Annotated in this window: 22 protein-coding genes; 12 read left to right on the top strand and 10 right to left on the bottom strand. The window is 39.9% G+C overall.

Annotated elements, in window-relative coordinates; genetic code table 11:
• The first annotated feature begins 109 nt into the window (after positions 1-109).
• Together QSJ81_RS05630 and QSJ81_RS05625 are read left to right on the top strand one after the other, a co-directional pair.
• Positions 110-1,438 carry a putative DNA modification/repair radical SAM protein gene (locus tag QSJ81_RS05630; RefSeq protein ID WP_285716438.1) on the top strand — a complete coding sequence of 443 codons (1,329 nt, stop codon included), beginning with the start codon at positions 110-112 and terminating at the stop codon, positions 1,436-1,438.
• A complete protein-coding gene (locus QSJ81_RS05625) occupies positions 1,417-2,220 on the top strand; it encodes a TIGR03915 family putative DNA repair protein (RefSeq protein WP_285716437.1) in 804 nt (267 codons plus the stop codon). The genes QSJ81_RS05630 and QSJ81_RS05625 overlap by 22 nt, the downstream gene beginning before the upstream one ends.
• Here the strand turns inward: QSJ81_RS05625 and QSJ81_RS05620 are convergent.
• Entirely contained in the window at positions 2,210-3,541 is a 1,332-nt protein-coding gene (locus QSJ81_RS05620; RefSeq protein ID WP_285716436.1) for an MATE family efflux transporter, read from the bottom strand. The two genes, QSJ81_RS05625 and QSJ81_RS05620, sit on opposite strands and share 11 nt — an antisense overlap.
• A 226-nt stretch (positions 3,542-3,767) precedes the next feature.
• Between QSJ81_RS05620 and QSJ81_RS05615 the strand changes: the two genes are divergently transcribed.
• From QSJ81_RS05615 to QSJ81_RS05595, 5 genes are all read left to right on the top strand, one after another.
• On the top strand, positions 3,768-3,983 hold the full coding sequence (locus tag QSJ81_RS05615; RefSeq protein ID WP_038672548.1) for a DUF1858 domain-containing protein: 216 nt from the start codon (positions 3,768-3,770) through the stop codon (positions 3,981-3,983).
• A gap of 205 nt (positions 3,984-4,188) precedes the next feature.
• Positions 4,189-4,734, top strand: a complete 546-nt coding sequence (locus tag QSJ81_RS05610; protein ID WP_038672549.1) for a biotin transporter BioY — start codon at positions 4,189-4,191, stop codon at positions 4,732-4,734.
• On the top strand, positions 4,734-5,888 hold the full coding sequence (locus QSJ81_RS05605; protein WP_285716435.1) for a thiolase family protein: 1,155 nt from the start codon (positions 4,734-4,736) through the stop codon (positions 5,886-5,888). Before QSJ81_RS05610 ends, QSJ81_RS05605 begins: the two co-directional genes overlap by 1 nt.
• A 5-nt stretch (positions 5,889-5,893) precedes the next feature.
• Positions 5,894-7,216, top strand: a complete 1,323-nt coding sequence (locus tag QSJ81_RS05600; RefSeq protein WP_285716434.1) for a class I adenylate-forming enzyme family protein — start codon at positions 5,894-5,896, stop codon at positions 7,214-7,216.
• 197 nt (positions 7,217-7,413) lie between these two features.
• Positions 7,414-7,824 carry a 3-hydroxyacyl-ACP dehydratase FabZ family protein gene (locus QSJ81_RS05595; protein ID WP_285716433.1) on the top strand — a complete coding sequence of 137 codons (411 nt, stop codon included), beginning with the start codon at positions 7,414-7,416 and terminating at the stop codon, positions 7,822-7,824.
• Here QSJ81_RS05595 and QSJ81_RS05590 read toward each other — a convergent pair.
• The 4 genes from QSJ81_RS05590 to QSJ81_RS05575 all read right to left on the bottom strand — a co-directional run bounded on the left by QSJ81_RS05590 (position 7,819) and on the right by QSJ81_RS05575 (position 10,496).
• Positions 7,819-8,691 (bottom strand): Cof-type HAD-IIB family hydrolase, encoded by an 873-nt coding sequence (locus tag QSJ81_RS05590; RefSeq protein ID WP_285716432.1) that lies wholly within the window; start codon positions 8,689-8,691, stop codon positions 7,819-7,821. The genes QSJ81_RS05595 and QSJ81_RS05590 overlap by 6 nt on opposite strands.
• 33 nt (positions 8,692-8,724) lie before the next feature.
• Positions 8,725-9,414, bottom strand: a complete 690-nt coding sequence (locus tag QSJ81_RS05585; protein ID WP_285716431.1) for a YczE/YyaS/YitT family protein — start codon at positions 9,412-9,414, stop codon at positions 8,725-8,727.
• A 29-nt stretch (positions 9,415-9,443) separates the two neighbouring features.
• A complete protein-coding gene (locus QSJ81_RS05580; protein ID WP_285716430.1) occupies positions 9,444-9,854 on the bottom strand; it encodes a MarR family winged helix-turn-helix transcriptional regulator in 411 nt (136 codons plus the stop codon).
• Between the two features lie 201 nt (positions 9,855-10,055).
• A complete protein-coding gene (locus QSJ81_RS05575) occupies positions 10,056-10,496 on the bottom strand; it encodes a 2-thiouracil desulfurase family protein (protein WP_285716429.1) in 441 nt (146 codons plus the stop codon).
• Between the two features lie 220 nt (positions 10,497-10,716).
• Between QSJ81_RS05575 and QSJ81_RS05570 the strand changes: the two genes are divergently transcribed.
• The 4 genes from QSJ81_RS05570 to QSJ81_RS05555 all read left to right on the top strand — a co-directional run bounded on the left by QSJ81_RS05570 (position 10,717) and on the right by QSJ81_RS05555 (position 14,751).
• Positions 10,717-11,478 (top strand): IclR family transcriptional regulator, encoded by a 762-nt coding sequence (locus QSJ81_RS05570; protein ID WP_285716428.1) that lies wholly within the window; start codon positions 10,717-10,719, stop codon positions 11,476-11,478.
• A 266-nt stretch (positions 11,479-11,744) separates the two neighbouring features.
• Positions 11,745-13,037 carry an aspartate aminotransferase type Ic gene (locus QSJ81_RS05565; protein WP_285716427.1) on the top strand — a complete coding sequence of 431 codons (1,293 nt, stop codon included), beginning with the start codon at positions 11,745-11,747 and terminating at the stop codon, positions 13,035-13,037.
• A gap of 83 nt (positions 13,038-13,120) precedes the next feature.
• Complete coding sequence (locus tag QSJ81_RS05560; RefSeq protein ID WP_285716426.1) at positions 13,121-13,720, top strand: nitroreductase family protein; 600 nt, start codon at positions 13,121-13,123, stop codon at positions 13,718-13,720.
• Positions 13,721-13,857: 137 nt separating this feature from the next.
• Complete coding sequence (locus tag QSJ81_RS05555; RefSeq protein ID WP_285716425.1) at positions 13,858-14,751, top strand: DMT family transporter; 894 nt, start codon at positions 13,858-13,860, stop codon at positions 14,749-14,751.
• 96 nt (positions 14,752-14,847) lie between these two features.
• On the opposite strand, the gene QSJ81_RS05550 is transcribed toward QSJ81_RS05555, so the two are convergent.
• The gene (locus tag QSJ81_RS05550; protein WP_285716424.1) at positions 14,848-15,798 is read right to left on the bottom strand and encodes a hypothetical protein; all 951 of its coding nucleotides are present in this window, start codon (positions 15,796-15,798) and stop codon (positions 14,848-14,850) included.
• A gap of 119 nt (positions 15,799-15,917) precedes the next feature.
• The gene (locus QSJ81_RS05545; RefSeq protein ID WP_038672568.1) at positions 15,918-16,253 is read right to left on the bottom strand and encodes an ArsR/SmtB family transcription factor; all 336 of its coding nucleotides are present in this window, start codon (positions 16,251-16,253) and stop codon (positions 15,918-15,920) included.
• A 182-nt stretch (positions 16,254-16,435) separates the two neighbouring features.
• Here QSJ81_RS05545 and QSJ81_RS05540 point away from each other — a divergent pair, with 182 nt between their 5' ends.
• Complete coding sequence (locus QSJ81_RS05540; RefSeq protein WP_285716423.1) at positions 16,436-18,157, top strand: SulP family inorganic anion transporter; 1,722 nt, start codon at positions 16,436-16,438, stop codon at positions 18,155-18,157.
• A 155-nt stretch (positions 18,158-18,312) separates the two neighbouring features.
• On the opposite strand, the gene clpB is transcribed toward QSJ81_RS05540, so the two are convergent.
• The 3 genes from clpB to QSJ81_RS05525 form a co-directional block, all read right to left on the bottom strand.
• On the bottom strand, positions 18,313-20,892 hold the full coding sequence (clpB, locus tag QSJ81_RS05535; protein ID WP_285716422.1) for an ATP-dependent chaperone ClpB: 2,580 nt from the start codon (positions 20,890-20,892) through the stop codon (positions 18,313-18,315).
• A gap of 134 nt (positions 20,893-21,026) precedes the next feature.
• On the bottom strand, positions 21,027-22,028 hold the full coding sequence (locus QSJ81_RS05530; protein ID WP_285716421.1) for a DnaJ C-terminal domain-containing protein: 1,002 nt from the start codon (positions 22,026-22,028) through the stop codon (positions 21,027-21,029).
• Positions 22,029-22,285: 257 nt separating this feature from the next.
• A complete protein-coding gene (locus tag QSJ81_RS05525; protein ID WP_285716420.1) occupies positions 22,286-22,771 on the bottom strand; it encodes a CBO0543 family protein in 486 nt (161 codons plus the stop codon).
• Positions 22,772-22,961: the final 190 nt, after the last annotated feature.

Raw genomic sequence — 22,961 nt, 5'->3', positions numbered from 1 at the left:
TTAAGACAACTCTACCAGCATTAATTTCCTATAATTTTTCTAACAACCATCTCTTTGCAAGAACATATGTTCTGTATTATAATAAAGATAAATAAGGAGCTGATTTTACGTGGATGTTTTTGAGAAGCTGAAGATTTTGACCGATGCAGCTAAATATGATGTGGCCTGCACTTCCAGCGGCGTGAATAAAAAGACTGCCCCCGGAGGAATTGGCAGTGCAGCCGCAGCCGGTATCTGTCACAGCTTCGCAGGGGACGGACGGTGTATTTCACTACTAAAAGTGTTGATGACTAATGTTTGCGCCTATGACTGTAAGTACTGCGTTAATCGTAAATCAAACGATACACCCCGGGCCTCCTTCACGCCACGTGAACTAGCAGAATTGACCATTAATTTTTATCGACGCAATTACATTGAAGGCCTTTTCTTGAGCTCCGGTGTACTGAAAAACCCGGACTATACAACAGAGCAAATGATTGAGGCATTGCGTATCTTACGAGAAGAATATCGCTTCTCCGGATACATCCATGCCAAAGCCATTCCTGGAACAGACAGTACTCTCATTTCCCACCTTGGCATGCTGGCAGACCGTATGAGTGTAAATATTGAGCTGCCCTCTCAGAGCAGCTTGCAAACATTAGCACCAGATAAGTCAAAACATTCTATTTTGGCACCTATGGGATACATTAAAAATCGGATACAAGAAAACTCTACAGATATCATAAAGTATCGGCATGCACCTAAGTTTGTTCCTGCTGGGCAGAGCACGCAGATGATTATCGGTGCTACGCCAGATACTGATTTTCAAATTTTAAATTTAACGGAAGGCCTTTATAAAAAATATAAGCTAAAACGCGTCTTTTTTTCTGCCTATATGCCTGTGGCCGAAAATACTCTGCTTCCTACTATAGATACAAAACCACCACTTTGGCGTGAGCATAGGCTTTACCAGGCCGACTGGTTACTTCGGTTTTACGGCTTCGCAGCAAACGAGCTACTCGATCAAAATCACCAAAGTTTTAATCCTTATGTAGACCCAAAATGCAATTGGGCTCTCAATCATATGGAATTTTTTCCTATGAATGTAAACCGTGCACCTTATAGTGACTTACTACGGGTGCCCGGCATCGGTGTAAATAGCGCAATGCGAATTGTTAAGGCCCGGCGCACGGCTACCCTCAACTTTGATGGTCTTAAGAAACTGGGAGTTGTACTTAAAAGGGCCCAATATTTTATCACTTGCGGCGGTAAAGCCCTAGAAGGTTTAAAAATCACACAAGATGCCGTATTACGCTCTTTAATGTCGGAAAAAACGTATCTTGAAAATTTTCCTCACCAGCCTAAGTCAGAGCAGTTATCTCTTTTTGAACAGCCACCGACAATCCAGTCTTCATTAACACAGGAGGACATACTAAAATGTTTGACCAGTCCAACTTGATATATCGCTATGATGGAAGCTTTGACGGGCTGCTATGCTGCGTGTTTGAAAGCTATGATCAAAAAGAAATTCCTGTAGATATTGTGCTGCCAGTCTCGCCCGAAACCATGCTTTTTTCTATGAAAGAAATAAGGACTGATTCCCCAAAAGCAAATCGCGTACTAGCTTCCATTCCGAAGAAAATGGGCATCGATGCCCTTGATTTTGTACGGCGGGCCTTTTTAACCTGCCTGCCTAAAAAGGAGCTATACATCCTTTTATTCCTGCGTTTAGGCTATCAACATGGCCCATCCGTGATGAATATGCTAACTGACGACGTAGTAGATAAGCTGGTTAAAGCCGTTAAACATTTGGATAAAGAAAGTCACCTATTAAAAGGCTTCCTCCGCTTTTCTATTTTTAGCAATGTCCTCGTGGGTGAAATAGAACCAAAAAATTACGTACTCCCTCTAATGTCCCAGCATTTCTCTGAACGCTATCCTGAAGAGCGATTTTTAATCTACGATAAAACCCATGGTATGGCACTGGTATATCAGCCTTACCAATCTGCTGTTATTCCCATTGAAGATCTTGAGCTGCCGGAGCCAGATGAAACGGAACAATCTTATCGAGAACTGTGGCGCCTTTTCTATGATACGATCGAAGTAGAGGGTCGCCATAATCCGAAATGCCGAATGAGTCAAATGCCGAAGCGTTATTGGAAATATATGACGGAGTTCGGCAGTTCGCAAAAAACTTTTCCATTAAAACTAGAAAATACCACCAAACTCCTTATACCATGACTTTGGCCTTCCAGGCACCGCTTTTCCAACGCCATAACATACATAACCCACGAAGCCACTCATCTACCAGCATAAGAGCCCAAATAGCTGGCAAACCAAATCCTAGAACTACCCCTAGATAATATCCTAGTCCAATGGTAACAGACCACATGGAAAGTATAGCAATGATAACAGGAAAATTGACATCTCCTGCTCCCCTTAAACCATAAATAAAGACAATGTTAAAAGTTCTCCCTGGTTCTAATAAAGCATCAATTGCAAAAATCATCGTGCCAAGGGTAATAATCGCAGTATCTTTCGTAAAGATCCCGATAAATTGATACCTAAATAAAAACAACAGTAAACCAATTACCCAGGCAGAGCCAAAAGCGATCAAGAAATTATGCATCCCAGCTTTTTCTGCCTCTGCAAACTTTTTGGCACCTACTAATTGTCCGATCATGATAACATTAGCCTGTCCTATAGCTAAGGAAAATAAAAAAGCCATTTTAATAATAGACCATGCATAAGTTCGCGTTATATAAGCATCTGCGCCCAAATGAACAATAATAATTGTCATTAGCACTGTTTGACTCATATTGTAAGACATGTTCTCCATAGCAGAAGGGAAACCGATCTTTAACAGTTGTTTCAATTGTGCCTTAGGAAATTGAAGTAAATGACGCAGAATATCAAATTTGAGGAGTTTGTCAAACAAGTATACCAATGCAGAACATACAGCAATCCCCTTACTTACTACAGCCGCAATAGCAACGCCTTGAACTCCCATCGCTGGAATCCCTGCTACTCCGAGGCCCAGTACTACAGATAGTATCAAGTTTAAAACATTCATAAACGACGTAATGGCAAGGCATTGCCTCGTTTTGCCAAATCCCTTGAGAATTGCATCAACCGACGATAACAATGCATCAAAAAAAATAAAACCACCTGCCAAGCGCAGATAGGTATGAGCGTAAGATAATAAATTATCAGCGATCCCCATAAACATCAAGATCTTTTTCCCACCAAATAATAGGGTCATACTGGCCACCATACCCAAGATCGCAGTAAAAAATAGGGATACGGCTGCTACCTTATCAATTTCTTCTGGCCTTTTAGCGCCTACATTCTGTGCCACTAACACCGAGGTTCCTATAGAAATAATTGCAAATACCAAAAGGAAATTCCATAAAATTTGAATGGTCGCTTCCACAGCGGCCGCCGCAACGCTGTCATACTTGCTTAATATAAATACATTGACAAACCCCACCAATGTAATCAGAAACAATTCTAAAAATATTGGCCAGGCTAGTTTAAATAACGACAATTGGTTCAAAGTCATCTCCCCCAAATTCCCAGAAAAACCATGTAAGGTATAATTTATTTATCCTATCAAGAAATGATGATATTGTCAAAGATAATTAAATTGTTTAATCAAGACCATTCAAAGTTTATAGTTCTGTTATTAGTACTTTTCATTGAAAATTATATGTGATTATGTGATATTGTTCTATGAGATCGGTAACTATAATCGTTAAAGACCCAGTAAGAATATAAGGGGTGCTATAATGATTACCGAGAATGATAAAATTGCAGACGTATTAACTAAGTATCCTCACTTGAAAGAAAAGCTGATACAACGATCACCTAAATTCTCCAACCTAAGCAATCCCATTGTCTTTAAAGTAGTAGGTAAATTTGCTCAGATTAAAGATGTAGCCAAAAATACAGGCGAAGATTTAGAGGAACTATTATCTTTCTTGAATCAGCATCGAAGTGAATAATGGTCAAGTAGCAAATTGCAAAGTCCTGCAAATCCTCTTTCGAGTTCTCGCAGGACTTTTTCTATTAATCCCACCATAATCTAATTGTGCGTTAACCAATTTATTTTATATGGTTGACTACATGATCAGATTAATTTATACTTTTTCTTAGTTATTGTGAATTTTAACACGAAAAATATTATTTGCTGTAGTATGGAGGAAAATAATGACTAAAAGAAATCAAGTAACTGACTATGTTTATGCAGCACTTTTCGCAGCTTTAATCGCTGTGCTTGGACTGGTTGCCATCCCACTACCAATCAGCCCTGTTCCCATAACAGGCCAATCGTTGGCAATTATGCTGACAGGCAGCATCTTAAACGCTAGACAAGCCGCTTTTAGTGTCCTGACCTTTCTACTAATAGGTGCTGTAGGAGTACCTGTTTTTGCAGGTATGACAGGAGGCATTGGAATCCTTGTTGGCCCTAGAGGTGGTTATTTGCTTGGATATTTGGTAGGTGCGGTTGTCATTGCCTTACTAAAAAAAGAAAATAGCAAATGGCGGCTGGCTTTAGCTAATGTAGTCGGCGGCATTCTTGTTGTTTATGCTTTCGGTGTCCCCTGGCTGCATTTTGTTACAGGTATGGGATTAGAAAAAGCATTTATGGTCGGTGCCCTTCCTTTTATACCAGGAGATTTATTCAAAGCATTTGCAGCTACCCTCATCGCAGTTGCCGTAAATAGACAATTACAGAAAACCAGGCTACGCTAATGAGCCAAGTATATATGATCGGCGGTCTGAGAACACCAATCGGGAAAACTGGTGGATTTTTGAAGGATATACTGCCTGAACAGCTAGCTGCTTCTGTATTAAATGAAGTACTCGACAAATACAAATTATTACCGAATCATATCGACCAAGTTATACTGGGAAATGCGGTAGGCCCTGGTGGCAATATTGCCCGGGTTTCTGTACTGGAGGCTGGTTGGCCTTACAGCACCCCGGCATTAACCGTAGATACGCAATGCGGTTCAGGGTTAAGTGCTGTCAACTTAGCCTACGGTCAAATTTTGTCAGGCCAAGCAGAATTGCTTCTTGCAGGAGGCGTGGAAAGTACCAGCATGTCTCCTAGGCGCCAGTTCAATCCTGCTGACCCTCGTTTTCAAGGAGAAAATGTATACTACGAAAGAGCCCCTTTTTCTACCCCTGCAGTGGGAGATCCTGATATCGGTGAAACAGCAGAATATCTAGCTAAGAATATGGCTATCACTAGAGAAGCAATGGATTTATTAGCCCTTGAAAGTCATAAACGAGCAACTCTCACCCAAGAACAAGGGCTTTTTAACGATATCATTACCCCTGTCAAAGCAGCAGGTAAAATAATCAGCTCCGATGAATGTATTAGAAGCCGTATAACCCTTAAACTACTAGAAAGAATGAAACCAGTTTTTGTAGATGGAGGCAAAATCACAGCAGGAAATACCTGTTTGAAACATGATGGGGCTGCGGTCGTTTTACTTGCCTCTCCTACTGCTGTAAAAAAATATAATTTGAAACCACAAGCCATGATTACAGGAGCATCAACCTGCGGTTGTGACCCCAATGTCTTTCCTTTAGGGCCTGTTCCTTCCATTCAAAAACTATTGTTACAAAGCAATCTTAACATGGATGATGTGGATGCTCTTGAAATAAACGAGGCCTTTGCCGTTAAGATATTGGCTTGTTGTGAACAGCTAGGATTTAGCCTGCAGAAGACAAATATTCTAGGAGGCGCATTAGCCTATGGACATCCTTATGGCGCCTCGGGAGCCATCATCTTATTGCATTTATTGAAAGCATTGCAACAAGTGAATGGCAGAAGAGGTATCGCTGCCATCGGAGCAGTAGGAGGCCAGGGAATTGCAACGCTAATCGAAAGGTGTTGAACAATGTGCTGATTCAAAACTCTATCAATGAAAGCTTTGGAAATAAAATTTGCCTTATACAAGGCAATGTACAGCTTACCTACCAGGAATTCACACAACAAATAAATGACCTAGCTTATCGTCTGGCAACCCAGTTAAAAAAAGGTGACAAGGTCTTACTTAAGCTTTCAAACCCTCTCGACCAGCTGCTCTATTTCTTTGGAATCTTAAAAGCAGGAGCTTCCTGCGTCTTCGTAGATTCAGCGACTCCAGAGGAAATTTGTAAGAATCTAATGGCTACCCATAACATCAACATATATATGGATAAGAACTTTCCACTTCCGAGTTCCAAAGTGTCTTCTCTGCCTGAGTGTAACGAAGAGGACCTCTTTTTAGGAGCGTTAAGTTCAGGAAGCACCGGCACCCCTAAGTTGATATGGCGCAATCACGAAAGCTGGGTTCGAGCCTTTCCTAGCCAAAGTATCATTTTTCACCTATCAAATGCAGATACTTTGTATTTAGTAAGTTCCCTTTCTTATACAGCGAATCTAAATGCTTGCCTGCATATTCTTTACGAAGGCGGTACCGTAATCTTTTCAGCGAATAGCATGCCCCGCACCTGGATACAAGAGATCATCGACAACCAGGTAACTGCCATCTTTATGGTTCCCGCTAACTACAAGATTTTGCTTAAGAATAGTAAGGCACCTCTTGCCCAGGTAACATCACTTGTAACTTGTGGCGCAAAAATGGATTTACCTACAGTTAAGGCTCTAGTAGAGTACTTTCCTGTTGCAGAAATCTGTGAATATTATGGAGCCAGCGAACTTGGACACGTGAGTTACTCCATGAGGGAAGACCTTTTAGAGCGGCCTAATTCTGTAGGTAGAGCCTTCCCCCATGTAACTATCTCGATTGAGGATGAAACAATATGGGTAGAGAGCCCCTATTTAGCCCCAAGTTATAGACCCAAAGCAACAGTCGGGGATTTGGGGAAATTAGATACGAAAGGTTATTTGTATTTATTGGGACGAAAACATGGTATGATTAATACAAGTGGTGTGAAAGTCATCCCTGAACAGGTAGAGACAGTTCTACTTCAGTGTCCTGGCATCATTGAAGCTGTTGTGGGCGGCATCGACGACCCCATCAGGGGACAAAAGGTATGTGCATGGATTGTTAAGAGCAAGGCTGCTTTAACTGCTGCAGACATCTACGATTTTTGTAAAACAAAAATGCGTCCCCATCATTGTCCCCAAAAAATTATTTTTATTGACGAAATTCCATTGAATCAAAATGGAAAGATTGATAGAATCAAATTAAAAGATTCCATAATCAAGAAGACTTGATTTAAGAAAAGACTTGGCTTGTGCCAAGTCTTCAGACGCAGGCAGAAGCCTTAGTCGTTCTTACTTAGAATCAAGAAAGTGTTATACTTTCTGATTCGCAAAAAAGGCCAGACTCTCTAATGCTTGAGAATCTGGCCTTTTGCTCCTTTGGAGCCCGTTCGCCTTATAATCCATTATTATGATCGGAGGTTTCTTAAGTGACAGATATTGAAACACTACTTCCCCAACGATATCCCTTTTTATTTGTTGATAAAATTATTTCAGCTGATATGGACGAGATAATCGGGACAAAAACCTATGAAACATCTTTTTTGTATCTCCAAGAGCATGGAGAGCATCAAAAAATCGTCCCTAGTACAATACTGATTGAATCTATCGTACAATGCGGTGGTGCAGGAATCAACAAAATAGGTCTCTGCAGAAAGTCTTTATGGGGATTAGCTTCTATTGAAAATGTACGTATTTTGGGTTTTGTCCAACCTAACACAATGGTTAAAATGATTGTGAAAAACTGTAAAGTATCCAACAAAATACTAAAGCAAACGGGAACAGCTTACTGTAAAGGCAAGGCCGTTCTAGAAGCAACTTGGATGTGTCTAACGCTATAGGTTCAATGGGCCCTTTTCCAGCAGCCTATATATCATATGTGCCACGCCCATTTCATCATTCGAAAGGGACACATATTTAGATACTTTCTTTACTTCTTCTTCCGCATTCCCTACTGCTACACTCACGCCGACTTTTTTAAGCATAGAAATGTCATTATAGTTATCACCAAATGCCATTACATCTTGCAAGGAAACGTCCAAATGTGCAATCAAGTGTTCCAATGCATTGCCTTTTGAAACGGAGGGATGAATCATTTCAAAAATATTATTACCTGCTATAGTCATGGACATCCCCTCATAACTACTGAAATACTCTCGTCCCAAACTTAATTTATCATGATCAAGGGTAATCGCTGAAATATTGCCAAAGGTGAGATCTTGCTCCAGAATTTCATTAAAGTCGTTGATAAACACTGCACTATCTAATTTTAGAAATATATCAATTCCTTCTTTAAGCTCTTCTGGCGTCATTTTCCTAACATGGTTTGTCGCATTATCATAATCACTAGTAAGGATTTCATTTGCATTATCCGGCATGTAAACAACATGATCCGTACACAAGGTGTAGAAATAGTTGCGATATGCCAGCCAATCAAGAGCACCCTTTATATAGCTTTTTTCTAAGCCAATCCCTTTGATCAATTTACCATCCTTGTTATAAACAAAGGCACCATTGTTTGATATTACATGAGGTTTTAGCCCCGCACGCAAGCACAAGGCCAAAACGTTACCATAATTGCGCCCTGTTGCAATTGCAATTTCCATTCCTTTATCTTGAGCTGCTTTAAGAGCTTTTACATTTTCTTCAATGACTTCGTGCTTCGAATTCAAAAAGGTACCATCCAAATCAGATATGATAAGTTTCATAATACTTTACCTCACAAAAAAATAAATCATTAACTAGCTGATCTCCCCTTCTGAAGCCTCTTCCATTACCGTACTTTCTAAACTATCAATTTGCCGACGCCAGAAATGTAATGAAGCTTGCATAATAGGACCCACTAGAAATACAGCGATGAATGTTCCCATAGAAATGGGCCCGCCAGCAATCCAACCACAAAATAATGCAGTTACTTCCAGAAACGTACGTACTAAACGCACAGATTTCCCCGACATAGTAGCTAATACCAAAGTCAAGCCATCCCTTGGTCCGGCACCAAGCTCAGTAGCCACATACATACCTGATCCCCAGCCCATCAAAGAGACGCCGCCTAAGAGCAGTAGAATGCTCTTCCATAACGCATTTGCCGCAGGCAGTATATGACTGCCTAATATCCAATTGAGAGAAAAACCGATCAAAAGAATATTGACCGCACTACCAACTTGAGGCTGCTTACGTTCTAAAAGTGCTGTTAATAAAACCATGCCTATACCAATGATTTGCACCCAGGTCCCAATCGATAGTACCCCCTGTTTTGCGAGTCCAATATGCAGAACGTCCCAAGATGCCACGCCTAAATTCGCCGTAATTAACGCGGCCGCTCCCAATGTCAGAAAAAATATACCTAAAATAAATATAACTACCTTTGCAGTCAATAGGATAATATTTGACCGTAGGGAGGTTTTTTCCGTGTTATCCTCTTGTTTCATTTTCTTCCTTCTTTACCTTTACTATTCATTTATTCTTGAAGATTGTCCTTCATTTGCTGTAACACCCGAGTAAACACTTCTAAATCTGCCTTATCGATAGAAGTAAGAGCTTTGATTTCCAATTGATCTGAGATCTGATCCCAAAGGGAAAACTGCTCATAAGCACGAGGTGACAAACGCACTTTGCGTTCTCGTCGATCGCTGCCTTCCTCCTTGATAACCCAGCCAGCCTCTTCCATACGGGCTAAGGTTCTTGTGACAGTCGGCGGTTCAATGCTTAGATATTCACTTAATTCCTTCTGTGTACTGGAACCTTTTTCATACAAATATAAAATAAAGCCCCATTGGGAACTAAAAAGCCCCGTGTTCACCAAATCCTCATTAAATCGCTTCATGAACAACCGGGCTAACTGATTGACTCTATGACCATATAAAAACATAGCTTACCTTCCACCCTCAGCAATTAATTACCTAGGTAATTATACGACAGAGATAATATTACGTCAACCTCCCAAAGCACCATAAGGATGTAATCATGAGAATCACGGGGACGGTTCCAGTGAGTCAAGGCAAACGCCTGCAAAATCTCATTTGATTTTTGCAGGCGTTTCCTTTTGAAATCGTGTTATTTTTTTATATTGTTAGGCACTTATAAAAATTTCTTCTGTACTTACTTCAATCCCACTTTCCTTGAGAAGCTTCGAAAAGACGCCCTCTCCTTGCACTAATTTCCCGGAAAATGTTCCATCATAAATCCGTCCGCATCCACAGGTAGGTGAATTTGATTTCAAAATAGCCTTCTTGCAGTGACTTAATAATGCGATCTCTAGTCCTATTTTTGCTCCTGCTATATAATCTTCCGTCTGATCTTCCCCAGCTTCCGAAACAATTTTCCCACTCACTTGTTCCACTGGTGGACGTGGTGTTGGTAAGCCTGCAAGTACTTCTGGACAAATTGGGATAGCTTCTCCCTTTATCACCAGATCTACCACTTTAGGAATGGTAGCGGAAGATCCATTATATCTGCACTCTACTCCAGCTAAACAAGCACTTACTATGATCATAACACTCAGCCCTTTCATTGTTACTGCCTTTTCACTTATCCATTTACTTAATAAGTAGAACATCTCATTACAACACTATTTTACACCATGAAAATGTAAAACTCCTGCAAAGGCTTTTCCAAGAACTTATTATACTATGAAAAATACCTTGCTTTCTTTTACCATATGATGTAACTTTAACATATGGCATTTCATAAACCAAGTTTATTATAATAAACCAAAAAGGAATTAATACGTTATGGAGCAAAAATATTGGGTTCCTGCTCTCGAACGCGGGACAGCTATCCTAACCTTAATTGGCGAGAAGCCTGGTCAACTTAGGCTAATTGATATCTCAAAAACATTGGATATTAATAAAAGCTCATTATTTTCTTTACTAAATACCTTATCTTGCTTAGGTTTGATTTGTAAAAACAAAAGCGATACCTACTCCCTTGGTGCAAAGTTAGGTTCTTTAGGTACTTTGTATTTTAGACAGTTTGATCTCCTAGAGCAATTCAATATAGAATCCCAATCGTCAGTAGATAAAATTAATGAAACCATCCAGCTTTCCATTTTAGACGGCACTGACATTATCTACTTAGGCAGAAGGGATGCGAATAAACCGATACGCATTTCCACCTTTCCTGGAACACGTTTTTCCGCCCATACAACTGCCATGGGAAAAATCCTCTTATCCCAGTTTTCCTACGAACAACTTCGTGTTTTATTTCCTGAAGCTCAACTAGAGTCCAAAACACCTTACACTGTCAAAACCCTTGCTGATTTGTGGCAGCAAATCCAGTTCATTCATCAAACAGGGTATATTATGGAATACCAAGAATCTACGATGGGCTTTTCTTGCGTAGCAGCCCCTATTTATAATAGGGAACGAAAAATCATTGCTGCTATTTCTGCAACCTTACTCGAAAGCCACCAAACCGAAAACCATGAAAAAGCACTTACTGAAGTTTTACATTTAAGCCACCGTTTATCAGCACTCGCTGGATACATTGGGTGAATTAAATAAATTCAACTTACAGAGGAAAAGAAAGTCATATTACGAGAAATATTACAGCGTAGTCAGGTCATTAATTAATATATTTAGTTATGAAAAGACAAACTACTGAAAGGTTTACTTCCAGGGTATTTGTCTTTTCATTTTTTATTTCTAAATGGGATTAAATTCACGTATTCATAATACATGGTTTTCTAACCCCAAAACCTATTGCCTAAGACTAACTTATTCTCATATAATGAAAAAAACTGGAAGGAGCGATACATAGAATGGATTTTAAAATTATGAATGATACAACCTTGCAAGAATACTATTCCTCATTGTCCAATCGATACGAGGACTTCCGAGCTCAAAAATTAAATTTAGATATGTCACGAGGCAAACCCTGTACAGATCAACTAGATCTTTCTAGTGATCTTTTGGAGAGCCTTAGCAAAACTGACTACAAAACTGCAGCAGGCGTTGACTGTCGAAACTATGGCGGCGTGGATGGTATTCCAGAAGCAAAAGAACTATTTTCCTGGATGTTAGATGCTAACCCCCAAGAAATTATGATTGGGGGAAATTCGAGCTTAACCATGATGCATGATCTTCTTTCTCGTGCTATGCTGCACGGTTTTTTAGAAAGCGAAACACCTTGGGCCAAATTACCAACCGTTAAATTTCTCTGCCCAAGTCCAGGCTATGATCGGCATTTTGCCATTTGCGAGCACTTGGGAATTGAAATGATACCTGTTGATTATCAAGCAGATGGACCAGATATGGAACAAGTGGAAAAACTAGTTGCAGCAGACCCAGCGATTAAAGGAATTTGGTGTGTGCCCAAATATAGTAATCCTACTGGCGTTACCTACTCTGATTCAGTCGTAAGGCGATTGGCCGCAATGCCGACGAAAGCACCTGATTTTCGGATTTTCTGGGATAATGCCTATTCCGTACACCATCTTACAAACACTCCCGATCAATTACTAGATATTTTAAAGACTTGTACACAAGCAGGTCACCCAGATCGGGTCTTCGAATTTGCCTCCACCTCCAAAATTAGCTTTCCTGGTGCCGGTATTGCGATGCTCGTTAGCAGCGCTAATAATATCAATTGGCTTAAAAAGCATCTCAATATTCAAACCATTGGACCTGATAAACTAAATCAGTTGCGCCATGTTCGCTTCTTTAAAGATCAAGCAGGAATAGAAACACATATGCACAAGCATGCAGCAATCATTAAACCTAAATTTGATATCGTGCTGGAGATTTTAGAATCTGAGTTAGGCGATAAAAATCTCGCTTCTTGGAGTAAGCCACAAGGTGGATACTTTATCAGTTTAGATACATTGCCAGGATGTGCTCAAAAGATAGTTGCAACGGCCGCCGCTGCTGGAGTGCTGCTCACACCTGCGGGAGCTACCTTTCCCTATGGCAATGACCCTGAAGATAAAAACATTCGTCTCTCTCCTACCTTTCCCCCAATATCAGAGCTAAAACAAGCGATGGAGCTTGTCGTTCTGTGTGTTCAACTAGTAAGTGCCGAGCAAGAATTGGCAAAAAGAAAATTACTCTCCTAGAATTATTAAAAAATAACTATTATTTATTAGGAAAAGTGGTATAATATAGGTAATAAATTAAAACTATGGATGAGGTGTTGATAATGTCCAAAGATTTTTACTCAGCTTTACAAGGAAGACGTTCGGTATATGGTCTTAGCAAAGAATCAGTTATCTCCGATGAAAAAATACAGGAAGTAATTGAAGCTGCTGTTAAACATACTCCCTCTGCCTTCAACTCACAAAGTGGGAGAGTGCTTCTTTTATTAGGAGGACAACATGATAAATTGTGGGATATTACAAAAGAAGCCCTCCGAAAGATCGTTCCCGCAGATGCTTTTGCCCCTACTGAAGAAAAAATAAATTCCTTTAAGAGCGGCTATGGAACCGTATTATTCTTTGAGGATGAAACTGTTATAAAAGAACTACAGAGCAAATTCGCTCTCTATAAAGATAATTTCCCCATTTGGTCACATCACGCTTCTGGAATGTTACAGTTTGTTGTTTGGACAGGATTAGAAGCAGAAGGATTGGGTGCCTCCTTACAACATTATGGGGCTCTCATCGAGGATCAAGTCAGCCAGCAGTGGAATGTTCCATCTACTTGGAAACTGATTGCTCAAATGCCTTTTGGCAAAACGACTGCCCAACCTGGTGATAAGGAATTTAAACCACTAGAAGAACGAATTAAAGTTTTTAAATAAGTAACTCAAAAAGCAGCTCCAAACCAATTGGTTTGGAACTGCTTTTCCTTATTTGAATACACTAAGTATGTAATCCCCCATTAAACATCTATTCAATTACGAAAGAACATTGGAGGTGTTTCAGAATACAAGTTCATATGATTTTGGCCTTTGTTGCCCTACTATGGGGCATCAATCCACCGGCAATGAAGATTGGTCTCTTATACGTAGATCCCATGGCCTATAATGCCACACGTATGTTGGTGGCATTAGTTATTGGTTGGGTAGTATTAAAACGCATGGGAAACTGGCATCCTCTGAGGCGAGAAGACTGGAAAGTATTACTGATTTCTAGTTTAGGTTTTTTCTTCTTTCAAATTTTCTTTACCGCCGGTGTACAAATTACAACCGCAGGGAATGCATCCCTCATTCTTGGCTGTTTACCAGTAAGTGTGGCTATTATTAATCACTTTCATCGACTGGAGAGGATTCATTCAGCAGCAATCATCGGTATTTTTGTTTCACTTACAGGGGTAGCTATTATGGTCGCTGGGACTGGCAAAGAAATCAGCCTTACAGGCGAGCACCTTATTGGGGCCATTATGCTGCTTGCCGCCCAAATGAGCTATGGTTATTATACCGTTTTTTCTAAGAGACTCCTCAGTACCTATTCAGCTTATCAAGTCACCGCTTATATCCTCTTATATTCTACAATACTTTTCCTACTAGTATCACTGCCTTCTATGCTCAAAATGGATTGGCAGTCTGTGCCTTGGCCTGGCTGGGCCAGCATCTTCTATTCTGGACTTTTTCCCCTTTGTTTAGGCAATTGCCTCTGGATTTGGGGAACGGGAATCTTAGGCAGTACAACAGCATCCTTGTATAATAATCTGCCCCCCGTCTTTGCCGTCACAATTGGTTATCTATTTCTTGGCGAAAGTTTTGGTTGGCTGCAATTTACTGGTGCCGCCACTATATTTGCCGGTTTGTATATCACGAAAGGCATTAGAGTAAAACCAGTTAGAGAAGTTATTCCTAGTAAAGAACTATAGTAACCTAGATCAACTAATAAATACCCAAAAGGACGCAATCTCTGCGTCCTTTTGGGTATTTATTAATAATTCATTTTAAATTTCTAAAATAAGTCCTTAGAAGCTATGAGTGAATGTTGCTTCCACTTTCGTATTATGCTGTCCATTACTGATTTGTTTTTGGTCTTTGTAAACAAGCTCTAGTTCTTGGTTTTCACTTAACTTATGGGTTACACCATAGTAAAAACCTTTGTTGTCATTATCAAAATCACTCTGTCCGCCCATATCGCCATTAGTTTCTACCCTAAAGTTAGTGATATAGGCTGCCGTTTTATCATTGAAGCCATAGTTGAAGCTTGCTGCGTAGGCTTTGTTATCTACATTGCTGCTTGATTTTGCAAACTCTGCCGTTACGCTGTTTTTCCCAAATTTATAGGTTCCATCAGCTGCCCAATGATTAGTGCTTTCGCCACCATTATATTGGTATCGTCCTAATGTAACTCCCCAGCTTAGATCTTCGTTTGCCTTAAAGCCAGTCCGAATTGCATATATTTTATTGTCCTCTGACCCTATGTTATCTTCCTTGGCAAAAAGGGCTGATACATCAACAACACCCACTTTACCAGAAGCACTCAAGCCATCAACAAAAACATTTTTGCCAATATTAGAATCCGATCTACTATATAAAAGAGCCATTGCCCCCACTGTTGCATCTTGGCGCCCAAGCTTGTAGACAACTTGGTCTTTCTTATAATTCACCCCAAATTGATCAAAGGCAATCACGCCTTTCTTTTCTGCTCCATATGTATCTCCATTAAAATCTCCAAGGGAAGGTTTCGATGCGTATTGGCCACCAAGACGTCCATACAATGACCAACCAGCCCCTAAATCGGTTTCTCCTTTCAGCTTGAAAGTATAGATACCACCAGAAATATTAGGACTGCCTTCCGCTGTCTCCCTCGCTAGTTTAACTGATACATCACCAGATAACTCAGCTGGCGCGGCAAAAGCCACTGAAGTTAAAGATACGCTTAAACTAGCTAACGTCACTGCTATAACTTTTTTCATTTCATCCACCCTTTGTGATATTTTATGATATTGATAATCATTATCATTTTATATAATAAATTAATCCTCTTAGATTGTCAACCTAAGAGGATTAATTTTAGTACTGTAAATCTTTTTCACTACAATAAGGACTCTTTTTGAAAACGATCTAACATGCTAATCGTATTAATTAGGTGATTATTAAAAATTTGACGTGCTATTTTTAATAATTCTTCTATCATTGGATCTTGCAGGGAATAAAGTACTCTTGTTCCTTCTTTCCGAGTTGTAACAATATTTTTATTGCGTAGAATCGCCAATTGCTGGGAAACCGCTGCTCCCTCGACTCCGCATAATGACTGTAGTTCATTGACATTCTTATCTCCATCGCACAAAAACTCTAAGATTCTAACGCGCAATGGATGAGATAATGCTTTAAAAAAGTCAGCCTTAAACTGTTGAACCTCTCTATTCATAAACTTCTCCTTTGTTATCCCAACGCATATCCTACATATTCAAATATAGGGATATAACATTATTTGAATATATAGTACTATGTATTAATGAAAATATCAATATATTATTATTGCACATTTTTTTTATATGGGTGTATAATAATGGTCTATCAGTTGTTGTTAAAGAGAAAGGGGACTTTACCATGACACGCGCTATTAGAATACCACTAAAGCGTTATTTTACTAGTTTTTTCAAAAAGGATCTACTAGCAGGTCTTACTGTTGGCGTCATTTCACTACCACTTGCCATGGCCTTTGCCATTGCCTCTGGTGCAAATCCCGAAAACGGAATCTACACTACCATTATTGCAGCTTGCATTGTCGCTCTTTTTGGTGGCAGCAAATATCAGGTAGCTGGCCCTACTGGTGCCTTTATTCCTATCCTACTATCTATCGTATTGACATACGGGTATGAAAACCTGCTCATTGCTGGATTCTTGTCTGGAATACTCCTTATTATTATGGGACTCTTCGATATGGGCTCACTGATTAAATTTATCCCTCGTTCAGTAACCATAGGCTTTACAGCGGGCATTGCCGTCAACATCTTTACAGGGCAAATCGCTAATTTTCTTGGTCTTACAGGCCTAGAACGCCATGAGAGCTTTCTTGCTACTATGGAGGATATTCTTAACCACCTTAATACAATAAATCCTTATAGCACGCTTACGGCTGTCATCTGTTTGGCAATTATTTTAATTACACCTCGATTTTTACCTAAGGTCCCCGGTTCTCTTCTCGGACTTATCACTTCAACAGTCATCTCTTCCGTATTTTTCCCCAATGATGTCACTACCATAGCTTCTGCTTTCGGTGGAATCCCTGGAAATTTACCCCATATGAGGTTTCCTGATTTTACCCTAGATAAATTACAGTTACTTCTGCAACCAGCTCTTACCATTGCATTATTAGGCGCCATTGAATCCTTACTGTCCGCTGTTGTTGCAGATGGTATGACAGGCACCAAACATAATAGTAATAAAGAATTAATGGGACAAGGTTTGGCGAATATGATTATTCCATTGTTCGGAGGCATTCCTGCAACTGGTGCTATCGCCCGCACTGCGACCAATATCAAATCAGGAGCTGCTACTCGTTATTCCATCGTCATCTCCGCCCTTTTTGTCTTAGTGGCCATGTTAGTTCTTGCACCCTATGCCGGTCTGATCCCCCTTGCGAGTATGGCCCCAGTACTGATGATTGTTGCTTACAACATGAGTCAACATCAAGCTTTTGTTGGTATCCTAAAAGTCCGAACTTTTAGTGCTGGCGTATTACTGATTACATTTTTTCTCACCGTCCTGACTAATTTAACAATTGCAGTTGAAATCGGCTTGCTACTAGCCATGGTACTTTTTGTTAAACGAATGAGTCAGGCTATGGTAGTAACGCAAGTTATCCCTGACCAGGAACACAACCTAGTCGAAGTTTTGGATCAAGACATGCCCAACTCCCAGGATTGCTCACAAATTAGTATTTACAGTATTGAAGGTCCATTATTTTTCGGAGCAGCGCAAATGTTTTCGGAAAGCATCATGAATACCATTCACTATGATCCTAAAATTGTTATTCTACGTATGAGTAAAGTTCCTTTGATTGATATTACAGGTGAAAATCATTTGCGCACCATTGTTGAAACTCTGCAAAAGAAAGGTACTATGGTATTAGTGTGCGGCTTAAATCAACAACCGGAGAAAAAGTTGAAAAGCACAGGACTTTATAAAAGAATTGGCGCGCACCATTTCTTCCCTCATACAAATCATGCAATAACTTACGCGCTAGAAAATGTCAATCAAAGTTACTGCCGAAACTGCCAGGGGGATGTTTTCAAGCAATGTGTATTGGTTCGAGAGCAGACTTCCTAATAAAACTCTGGCAAAGTTCTGGAACAGAACCTTCTTTGCAGGATTTTGCCGTTGTTTTATGACAGTGTTAATCATAAGAAAAGACTTGGCTTGTATACTTTCTGCTTCCGCAAAAAAGAGACTTGATACAATTGTATCAAGTCTCTTTTGCCTTTTTATCCATTAGACAAGGTAATAACTCCTGCCTGCACGTTAAGTTTTACAGTGCTGCCTTCCATAACTTCTCCCCGGACAATTTTTTTACTCAATTCCGTTTCAATTGCCCTGCTAATTTGCCTACGAAGTGGTCGAGCACCAAATGCTGGATCATAACCATCTTTCGCCAAGAGTGCTAATACGGACTGGTCCCAATCTAAGGTAATATTCATCTGTTTTTGTAAACGTTTGTTTAGCCCTTTCAATAGGATGTCAGCTATGTTGCCTACTTGTTCTTTTGTCAGAGCACTAAAGACAATGACATCATCGATACGATTTAAAAATTCCGGTCTAAAGTGTGTTTTCAGCATACTAAGTACTCTTTCTTTTGCCACTTCAAACTCATGCTGCAAGATTTCAGCTGAACCAAGATTGGATGTCATGATAACAACTGTATTTTTAAAGTTTACGGTCCGCCCCTTCCCATCTGTCAGACGACCATCATCTAACACCTGCAACAAAATATTAAATACATCACTATGGGCTTTTTCAATTTCATCTAGCAAGATCACACTGTAAGGACGACGACGTACTGCTTCCGTCAACTGCCCACCTTCATCATGACCTATATACCCAGGAGGTGCACCAACCAAACGCGCTACTGTATGTTTTTCCATATATTCGCTCATGTCCAAACGAATCATGCTGCGTTCATCATCAAACAATACTTCCGCCAATGTTTTCGCTAATTCTGTTTTACCAACCCCTGTTGGACCAAGAAAAATGAAGGAACCAATCGGACGGTTTGGATCTTTAATCCCTGCTCTTGCCCTAATGATAGCCTCACTTACGGCCTGCACAGCATCATCTTGTCCAATTACCCGCTCATGGAGAATGGTTTCTAAATTCGCCAATTTTTCTCGTTCGCCAGCTAACATACGACTGACAGGTATCCCTGTCCAACGGCTAACAATCTTAGCAATATCATCTTCGCCTACTTCTTCTTTTAACATAACCTTATGATCATGTTTTTGATTCAAAAGCTCGTCTTCCTTCTTCAGACGCTCTTCCAATGCTGGTAACTTACCGTACTTTAGCTCCGCTAAATGATTGAGATCATAAGCTCGCTCTGCCATCTCCATTTCTTTCTTGACGGCTTCAATTTCCTTTTTAAGACTTCGCAAACGTAAAATCGCTTGTTTTTCCCCTTCCCACTGGGCTTTTAAGACATCAGTTTCCTGACGATGTTTTTTCAATTCTTCCTCAATACCAGCCAATTTTTCAACGGAAGAAGCATCACTTTCTTTTTTAAGGGCTTGTTCTTCAATTTCCAGCTGCATTACTCGTCGCAAAATTTCATCCAATTCGCTAGGCATAGAATCAATTTCAGTACGCAGCTTAGCAGCTGCTTCATCCATTAAATCGATTGCCTTATCAGGTAAAAACCGGTCAGAGATATAACGATCAGATAATACAGCTGCAGCAACAAGTGCCGAATCTTTAATTCGAACGCCATGATGAATCTCATAACGTTCTTTCAAACCGCGTAAAATAGAAATCGTATCTTCAACTGTCGGCTGATCAACAATAACTGGCTGAAAACGCCGTTCTAAGGCAGCATCTTTTTCAATGTATTTGCGATATTCATTTAAGGTCGTAGCACCGATGCAGCGCAGTTCCCCTCTAGCCAGCATAGGTTTTAAGATATTGCCAGCATCCATCGAACCCTCAGAAGCTCCAGCACCCACTACGGTATGAAGTTCATCAATAAACAGTAGGATTTTCCCTTCCGATTTAACAATTTCATTTAAGACATTTTTTAGACGTTCTTCAAATTCTCCTCTGTATTTGGCGCCAGCTACCAAGGAACTAAGATCCAAGGAATATAAACTTTTATTCTTCAGAGTTTCTGGTACATCTCCAGCTACAATACGACGAGCTAATCCTTCGGCAATCGCTGTTTTCCCCACACCAGGCTCACCAATGAGCACTGGATTGTTCTTGGTACGGCGAGACAAAATTTCTACCGTCCTGCGAATTTCCTCATCCCGCCCAATGACCGGATCTAGTTTTCCCTGTTTAGCCATCTCTGTCAAATCCCGTCCATATTTGGACAAGGCCTGGTAACCCTCTTCTGGGTTGTCACTCGTTATCCGTTGCCCCTTACGGTAGTTTGCTATAATCTGCTGAATACGGCTGCGATGCAGTCCAAATTCCCGGCAAACCTCCACTACATCACTATCACCATCATCCACAACAGCCAGTAATAAATGTTCAGTGCTGACATATTCGTCCTTCATACTAGCAGCTATTTTCTCAGCTAACCCTAATACCCGGATCATAGCTGTATTCATCCGCAGACCACCTTCTTGTCCACGGACAGAAGGCTGATTGCTGATGATTTTTTCTAATTTAGCTTTGAGAAGTTTTTCATCAATCTTGCATTCGGCAAGAATCTGCCCAATCATCCCGTCCTCTTCTTTTACTAATGCCAACAATAAATGACGTGTAGTCATCTCTTGGTGATAATGTAAAGCAGTTAACTGCTGTGCCTCTGAAATAGCAGCCATTGCCCTTTGTGTATATTTTTCTTGTCCCATAATAAATCCCCTCCAATAATCTTTCTATATAAGTGATAAATATCGATAAGGCCAATCGCCAGGAATGGGATATGCCCTATATCCCATTTCTGGCAGACTAACAATAAGTGATTCTATATAAGCCCTACTTGATCTTATTTTTGCCTTAATGCAGAGATCTTTTTATAAAGTTCAATTTCCTCAGGAGTTTGATTACCTGGTATATCGATATAAACCTTTATATACAAATCACCTAAGGTACCATCCTTCCCTTTAAACCCTCTATCTTTAAGGCGCAGTTTTTGACCGGAACGAATTCCTGGTTGTATCTTTATTTCTAGAGTGCCATCAGGTGTAGGTATGGATACAGTGTCCCCTAAAACGGCTTGTTCAGGATAGATAAACAACTCACCTTCCATACTAATCTGATCTACGATTTGCCATTTTGGATGAGACTTAGCCTGCACATGAAGATACAAGTCACCTGTCAGTCCTCCTCTGAGTCCCTTCCCGCCTAGGCCTTTTAAGCGTAATACAGTACCGGGATAGGTCTTGTTCGGAATCTTGACCTTTAATTTTTTAGTTTCTTCAATCACTCCCATGCCGCCGCAAGCAGGGCATATGCCATTTCCAGCAAAACGACGGCCTTCGCAGGTACTACAGACAGTTGGTAAACCAACCTGAATCTCTTTCTCAATTCCTGCAATCAACTCTTCTATCGTTAGGCTAATTTCGACTTCCACATCTTCCCCTTGCTGTTGTCCTGGCTGCCTTGTCTGGTATCTGCCAGCATTTCCTGCCCGCTGCTGGGAAAACCCTTGCCCAAAAATAGAAGAAAAGAAATCGCTAAAGCCAAAGTCGTCCATTCCATCCATATGATACGTCTGATAGCTAGTTCCGCCAGGTGGTGGTTGAAACTCCTGACCACCCCGCCAATTCTGCCCTAACATATCATATTTTTTGCGGTTTTCACTATCGCCTAATACCTCATAAGCTTCGTTTATCTTTTTAAACTTCTCTTCCGCCTCTTTCCGATCGCCGCCTTGATGCAAATCAGGATGATGCTGCCGAGCTAATTTACGATATGCGTTTTTTATTTCTTTATCAGTAGCGCTTTTGGTTACACCTAGCACTTCATAATAGTCAATAAACTTCATGTCCTTCACCCACTTTCAAAGTAGTCATAATGAAAGAAAGTATCTTTGAACTCATTCCAATTAACCCCTACATCTAGTTTACCAAAATTCCGCATTAATAGTCAATGTTTTTAATTTGACTATTTGACTTTTAATTTCAAAAAAAAAGAACGACCAGGTTCTTTAAAGCTTTTATTTTCACCAAACATTATGATTACCTAACGCTAAAAGCATCCAACTCTTTGAATTGACTTATTCGTTTCTTCATTACTAGTATATTATCGAGTATTAAAATGGTCACACCCCCAGCGAAAAAAGGCAATAAAAGTCCTAGATAATAAAAATGTAATATTAAGGGTGTAAAAAGTAGTGAACCACGTCCAATTTAAATACTCAATTAGATCGGTATATAATTCAAGAGGATATTCGATGGCCGTAATACCCGCACTAAATAATACCGAGTAACCAATGATTGGCCAAAAGCCCCGTTCCCTGGTAACTTGGTTATATAACACACACAAAGTAGGAAATACCCAAATTTCAAATAGTATGCTGGTATTATAGAATTCAGGTAGTAACCTAATGGGGTAATCTAACATCTTCAGATTTACAACAGGACTCCCCCAAAGAAAGTCAAGACAAGATTTAAATAAAAATACGACGATCCAATCGCGAAAATACCGCCAATCTACCACAAAGATCAATAATAATAACGTAATCACAATGGATACTATCGTAATAATAGTTTCTAAACTCAAATTCATTTTTTCCTCCAAACGAGGTTTATTGCTTATTTAACTATTATTTTGCACCAAACTATATGATTTATTCTGCATTTTAAAATTACCTAAATGATTTATTATTCACCAGTACTGAATAGTTTCTCTTTATTTAGTAATAATTGTATAATTAAAATTCTTGAATAAAAATTACCTCCGATTGTAGAGTCTATCC

It is taken from the genome of Pelosinus sp. IPA-1, assembly GCF_030269905.1.
Classification (GTDB): Bacteria; Bacillota; Negativicutes; order DSM-13327; family DSM-13327; genus Pelosinus.
Note: the sequence above shows the minus strand (reverse complement) of the source record. Positions and strands in the feature narration are given on the sequence as shown.

Coding starts and splice junctions, on each gene's coding strand:
- QSJ81_RS05625 (WP_285716437.1), top strand. CDS start 1,417: ATGTTTGACCAGTCCAACTTGATATATCGCTATGATGGAAGCTTTGAC.
- QSJ81_RS05620 (WP_285716436.1), bottom strand. CDS start 3,541: ATGACTTTGAACCAATTGTCGTTATTTAAACTAGCCTGGCCAATATTT.
- QSJ81_RS05615 (WP_038672548.1), top strand. CDS start 3,768: ATGATTACCGAGAATGATAAAATTGCAGACGTATTAACTAAGTATCCT.
- QSJ81_RS05610 (WP_038672549.1), top strand. CDS start 4,189: ATGACTAAAAGAAATCAAGTAACTGACTATGTTTATGCAGCACTTTTC.
- QSJ81_RS05605 (WP_285716435.1), top strand. CDS start 4,734: ATGAGCCAAGTATATATGATCGGCGGTCTGAGAACACCAATCGGGAAA.
- QSJ81_RS05590 (WP_285716432.1), bottom strand. CDS start 8,691: ATGAAACTTATCATATCTGATTTGGATGGTACCTTTTTGAATTCGAAG.
- QSJ81_RS05585 (WP_285716431.1), bottom strand. CDS start 9,414: ATGAAACAAGAGGATAACACGGAAAAAACCTCCCTACGGTCAAATATT.
- QSJ81_RS05580 (WP_285716430.1), bottom strand. CDS start 9,854: ATGTTTTTATATGGTCATAGAGTCAATCAGTTAGCCCGGTTGTTCATG.
- QSJ81_RS05575 (WP_285716429.1), bottom strand. CDS start 10,496: ATGAAAGGGCTGAGTGTTATGATCATAGTAAGTGCTTGTTTAGCTGGA.
- QSJ81_RS05570 (WP_285716428.1), top strand. CDS start 10,717: ATGGAGCAAAAATATTGGGTTCCTGCTCTCGAACGCGGGACAGCTATC.
- QSJ81_RS05565 (WP_285716427.1), top strand. CDS start 11,745: ATGGATTTTAAAATTATGAATGATACAACCTTGCAAGAATACTATTCC.
- QSJ81_RS05560 (WP_285716426.1), top strand. CDS start 13,121: ATGTCCAAAGATTTTTACTCAGCTTTACAAGGAAGACGTTCGGTATAT.
- QSJ81_RS05555 (WP_285716425.1), top strand. CDS start 13,858: ATGATTTTGGCCTTTGTTGCCCTACTATGGGGCATCAATCCACCGGCA.
- QSJ81_RS05550 (WP_285716424.1), bottom strand. CDS start 15,798: ATGAAAAAAGTTATAGCAGTGACGTTAGCTAGTTTAAGCGTATCTTTA.
- QSJ81_RS05545 (WP_038672568.1), bottom strand. CDS start 16,253: ATGAATAGAGAGGTTCAACAGTTTAAGGCTGACTTTTTTAAAGCATTA.
- QSJ81_RS05540 (WP_285716423.1), top strand. CDS start 16,436: ATGACACGCGCTATTAGAATACCACTAAAGCGTTATTTTACTAGTTTT.
- clpB (WP_285716422.1), bottom strand. CDS start 20,892: ATGGGACAAGAAAAATATACACAAAGGGCAATGGCTGCTATTTCAGAG.
- QSJ81_RS05530 (WP_285716421.1), bottom strand. CDS start 22,028: ATGAAGTTTATTGACTATTATGAAGTGCTAGGTGTAACCAAAAGCGCT.
- QSJ81_RS05525 (WP_285716420.1), bottom strand. CDS start 22,771: ATGAATTTGAGTTTAGAAACTATTATTACGATAGTATCCATTGTGATT.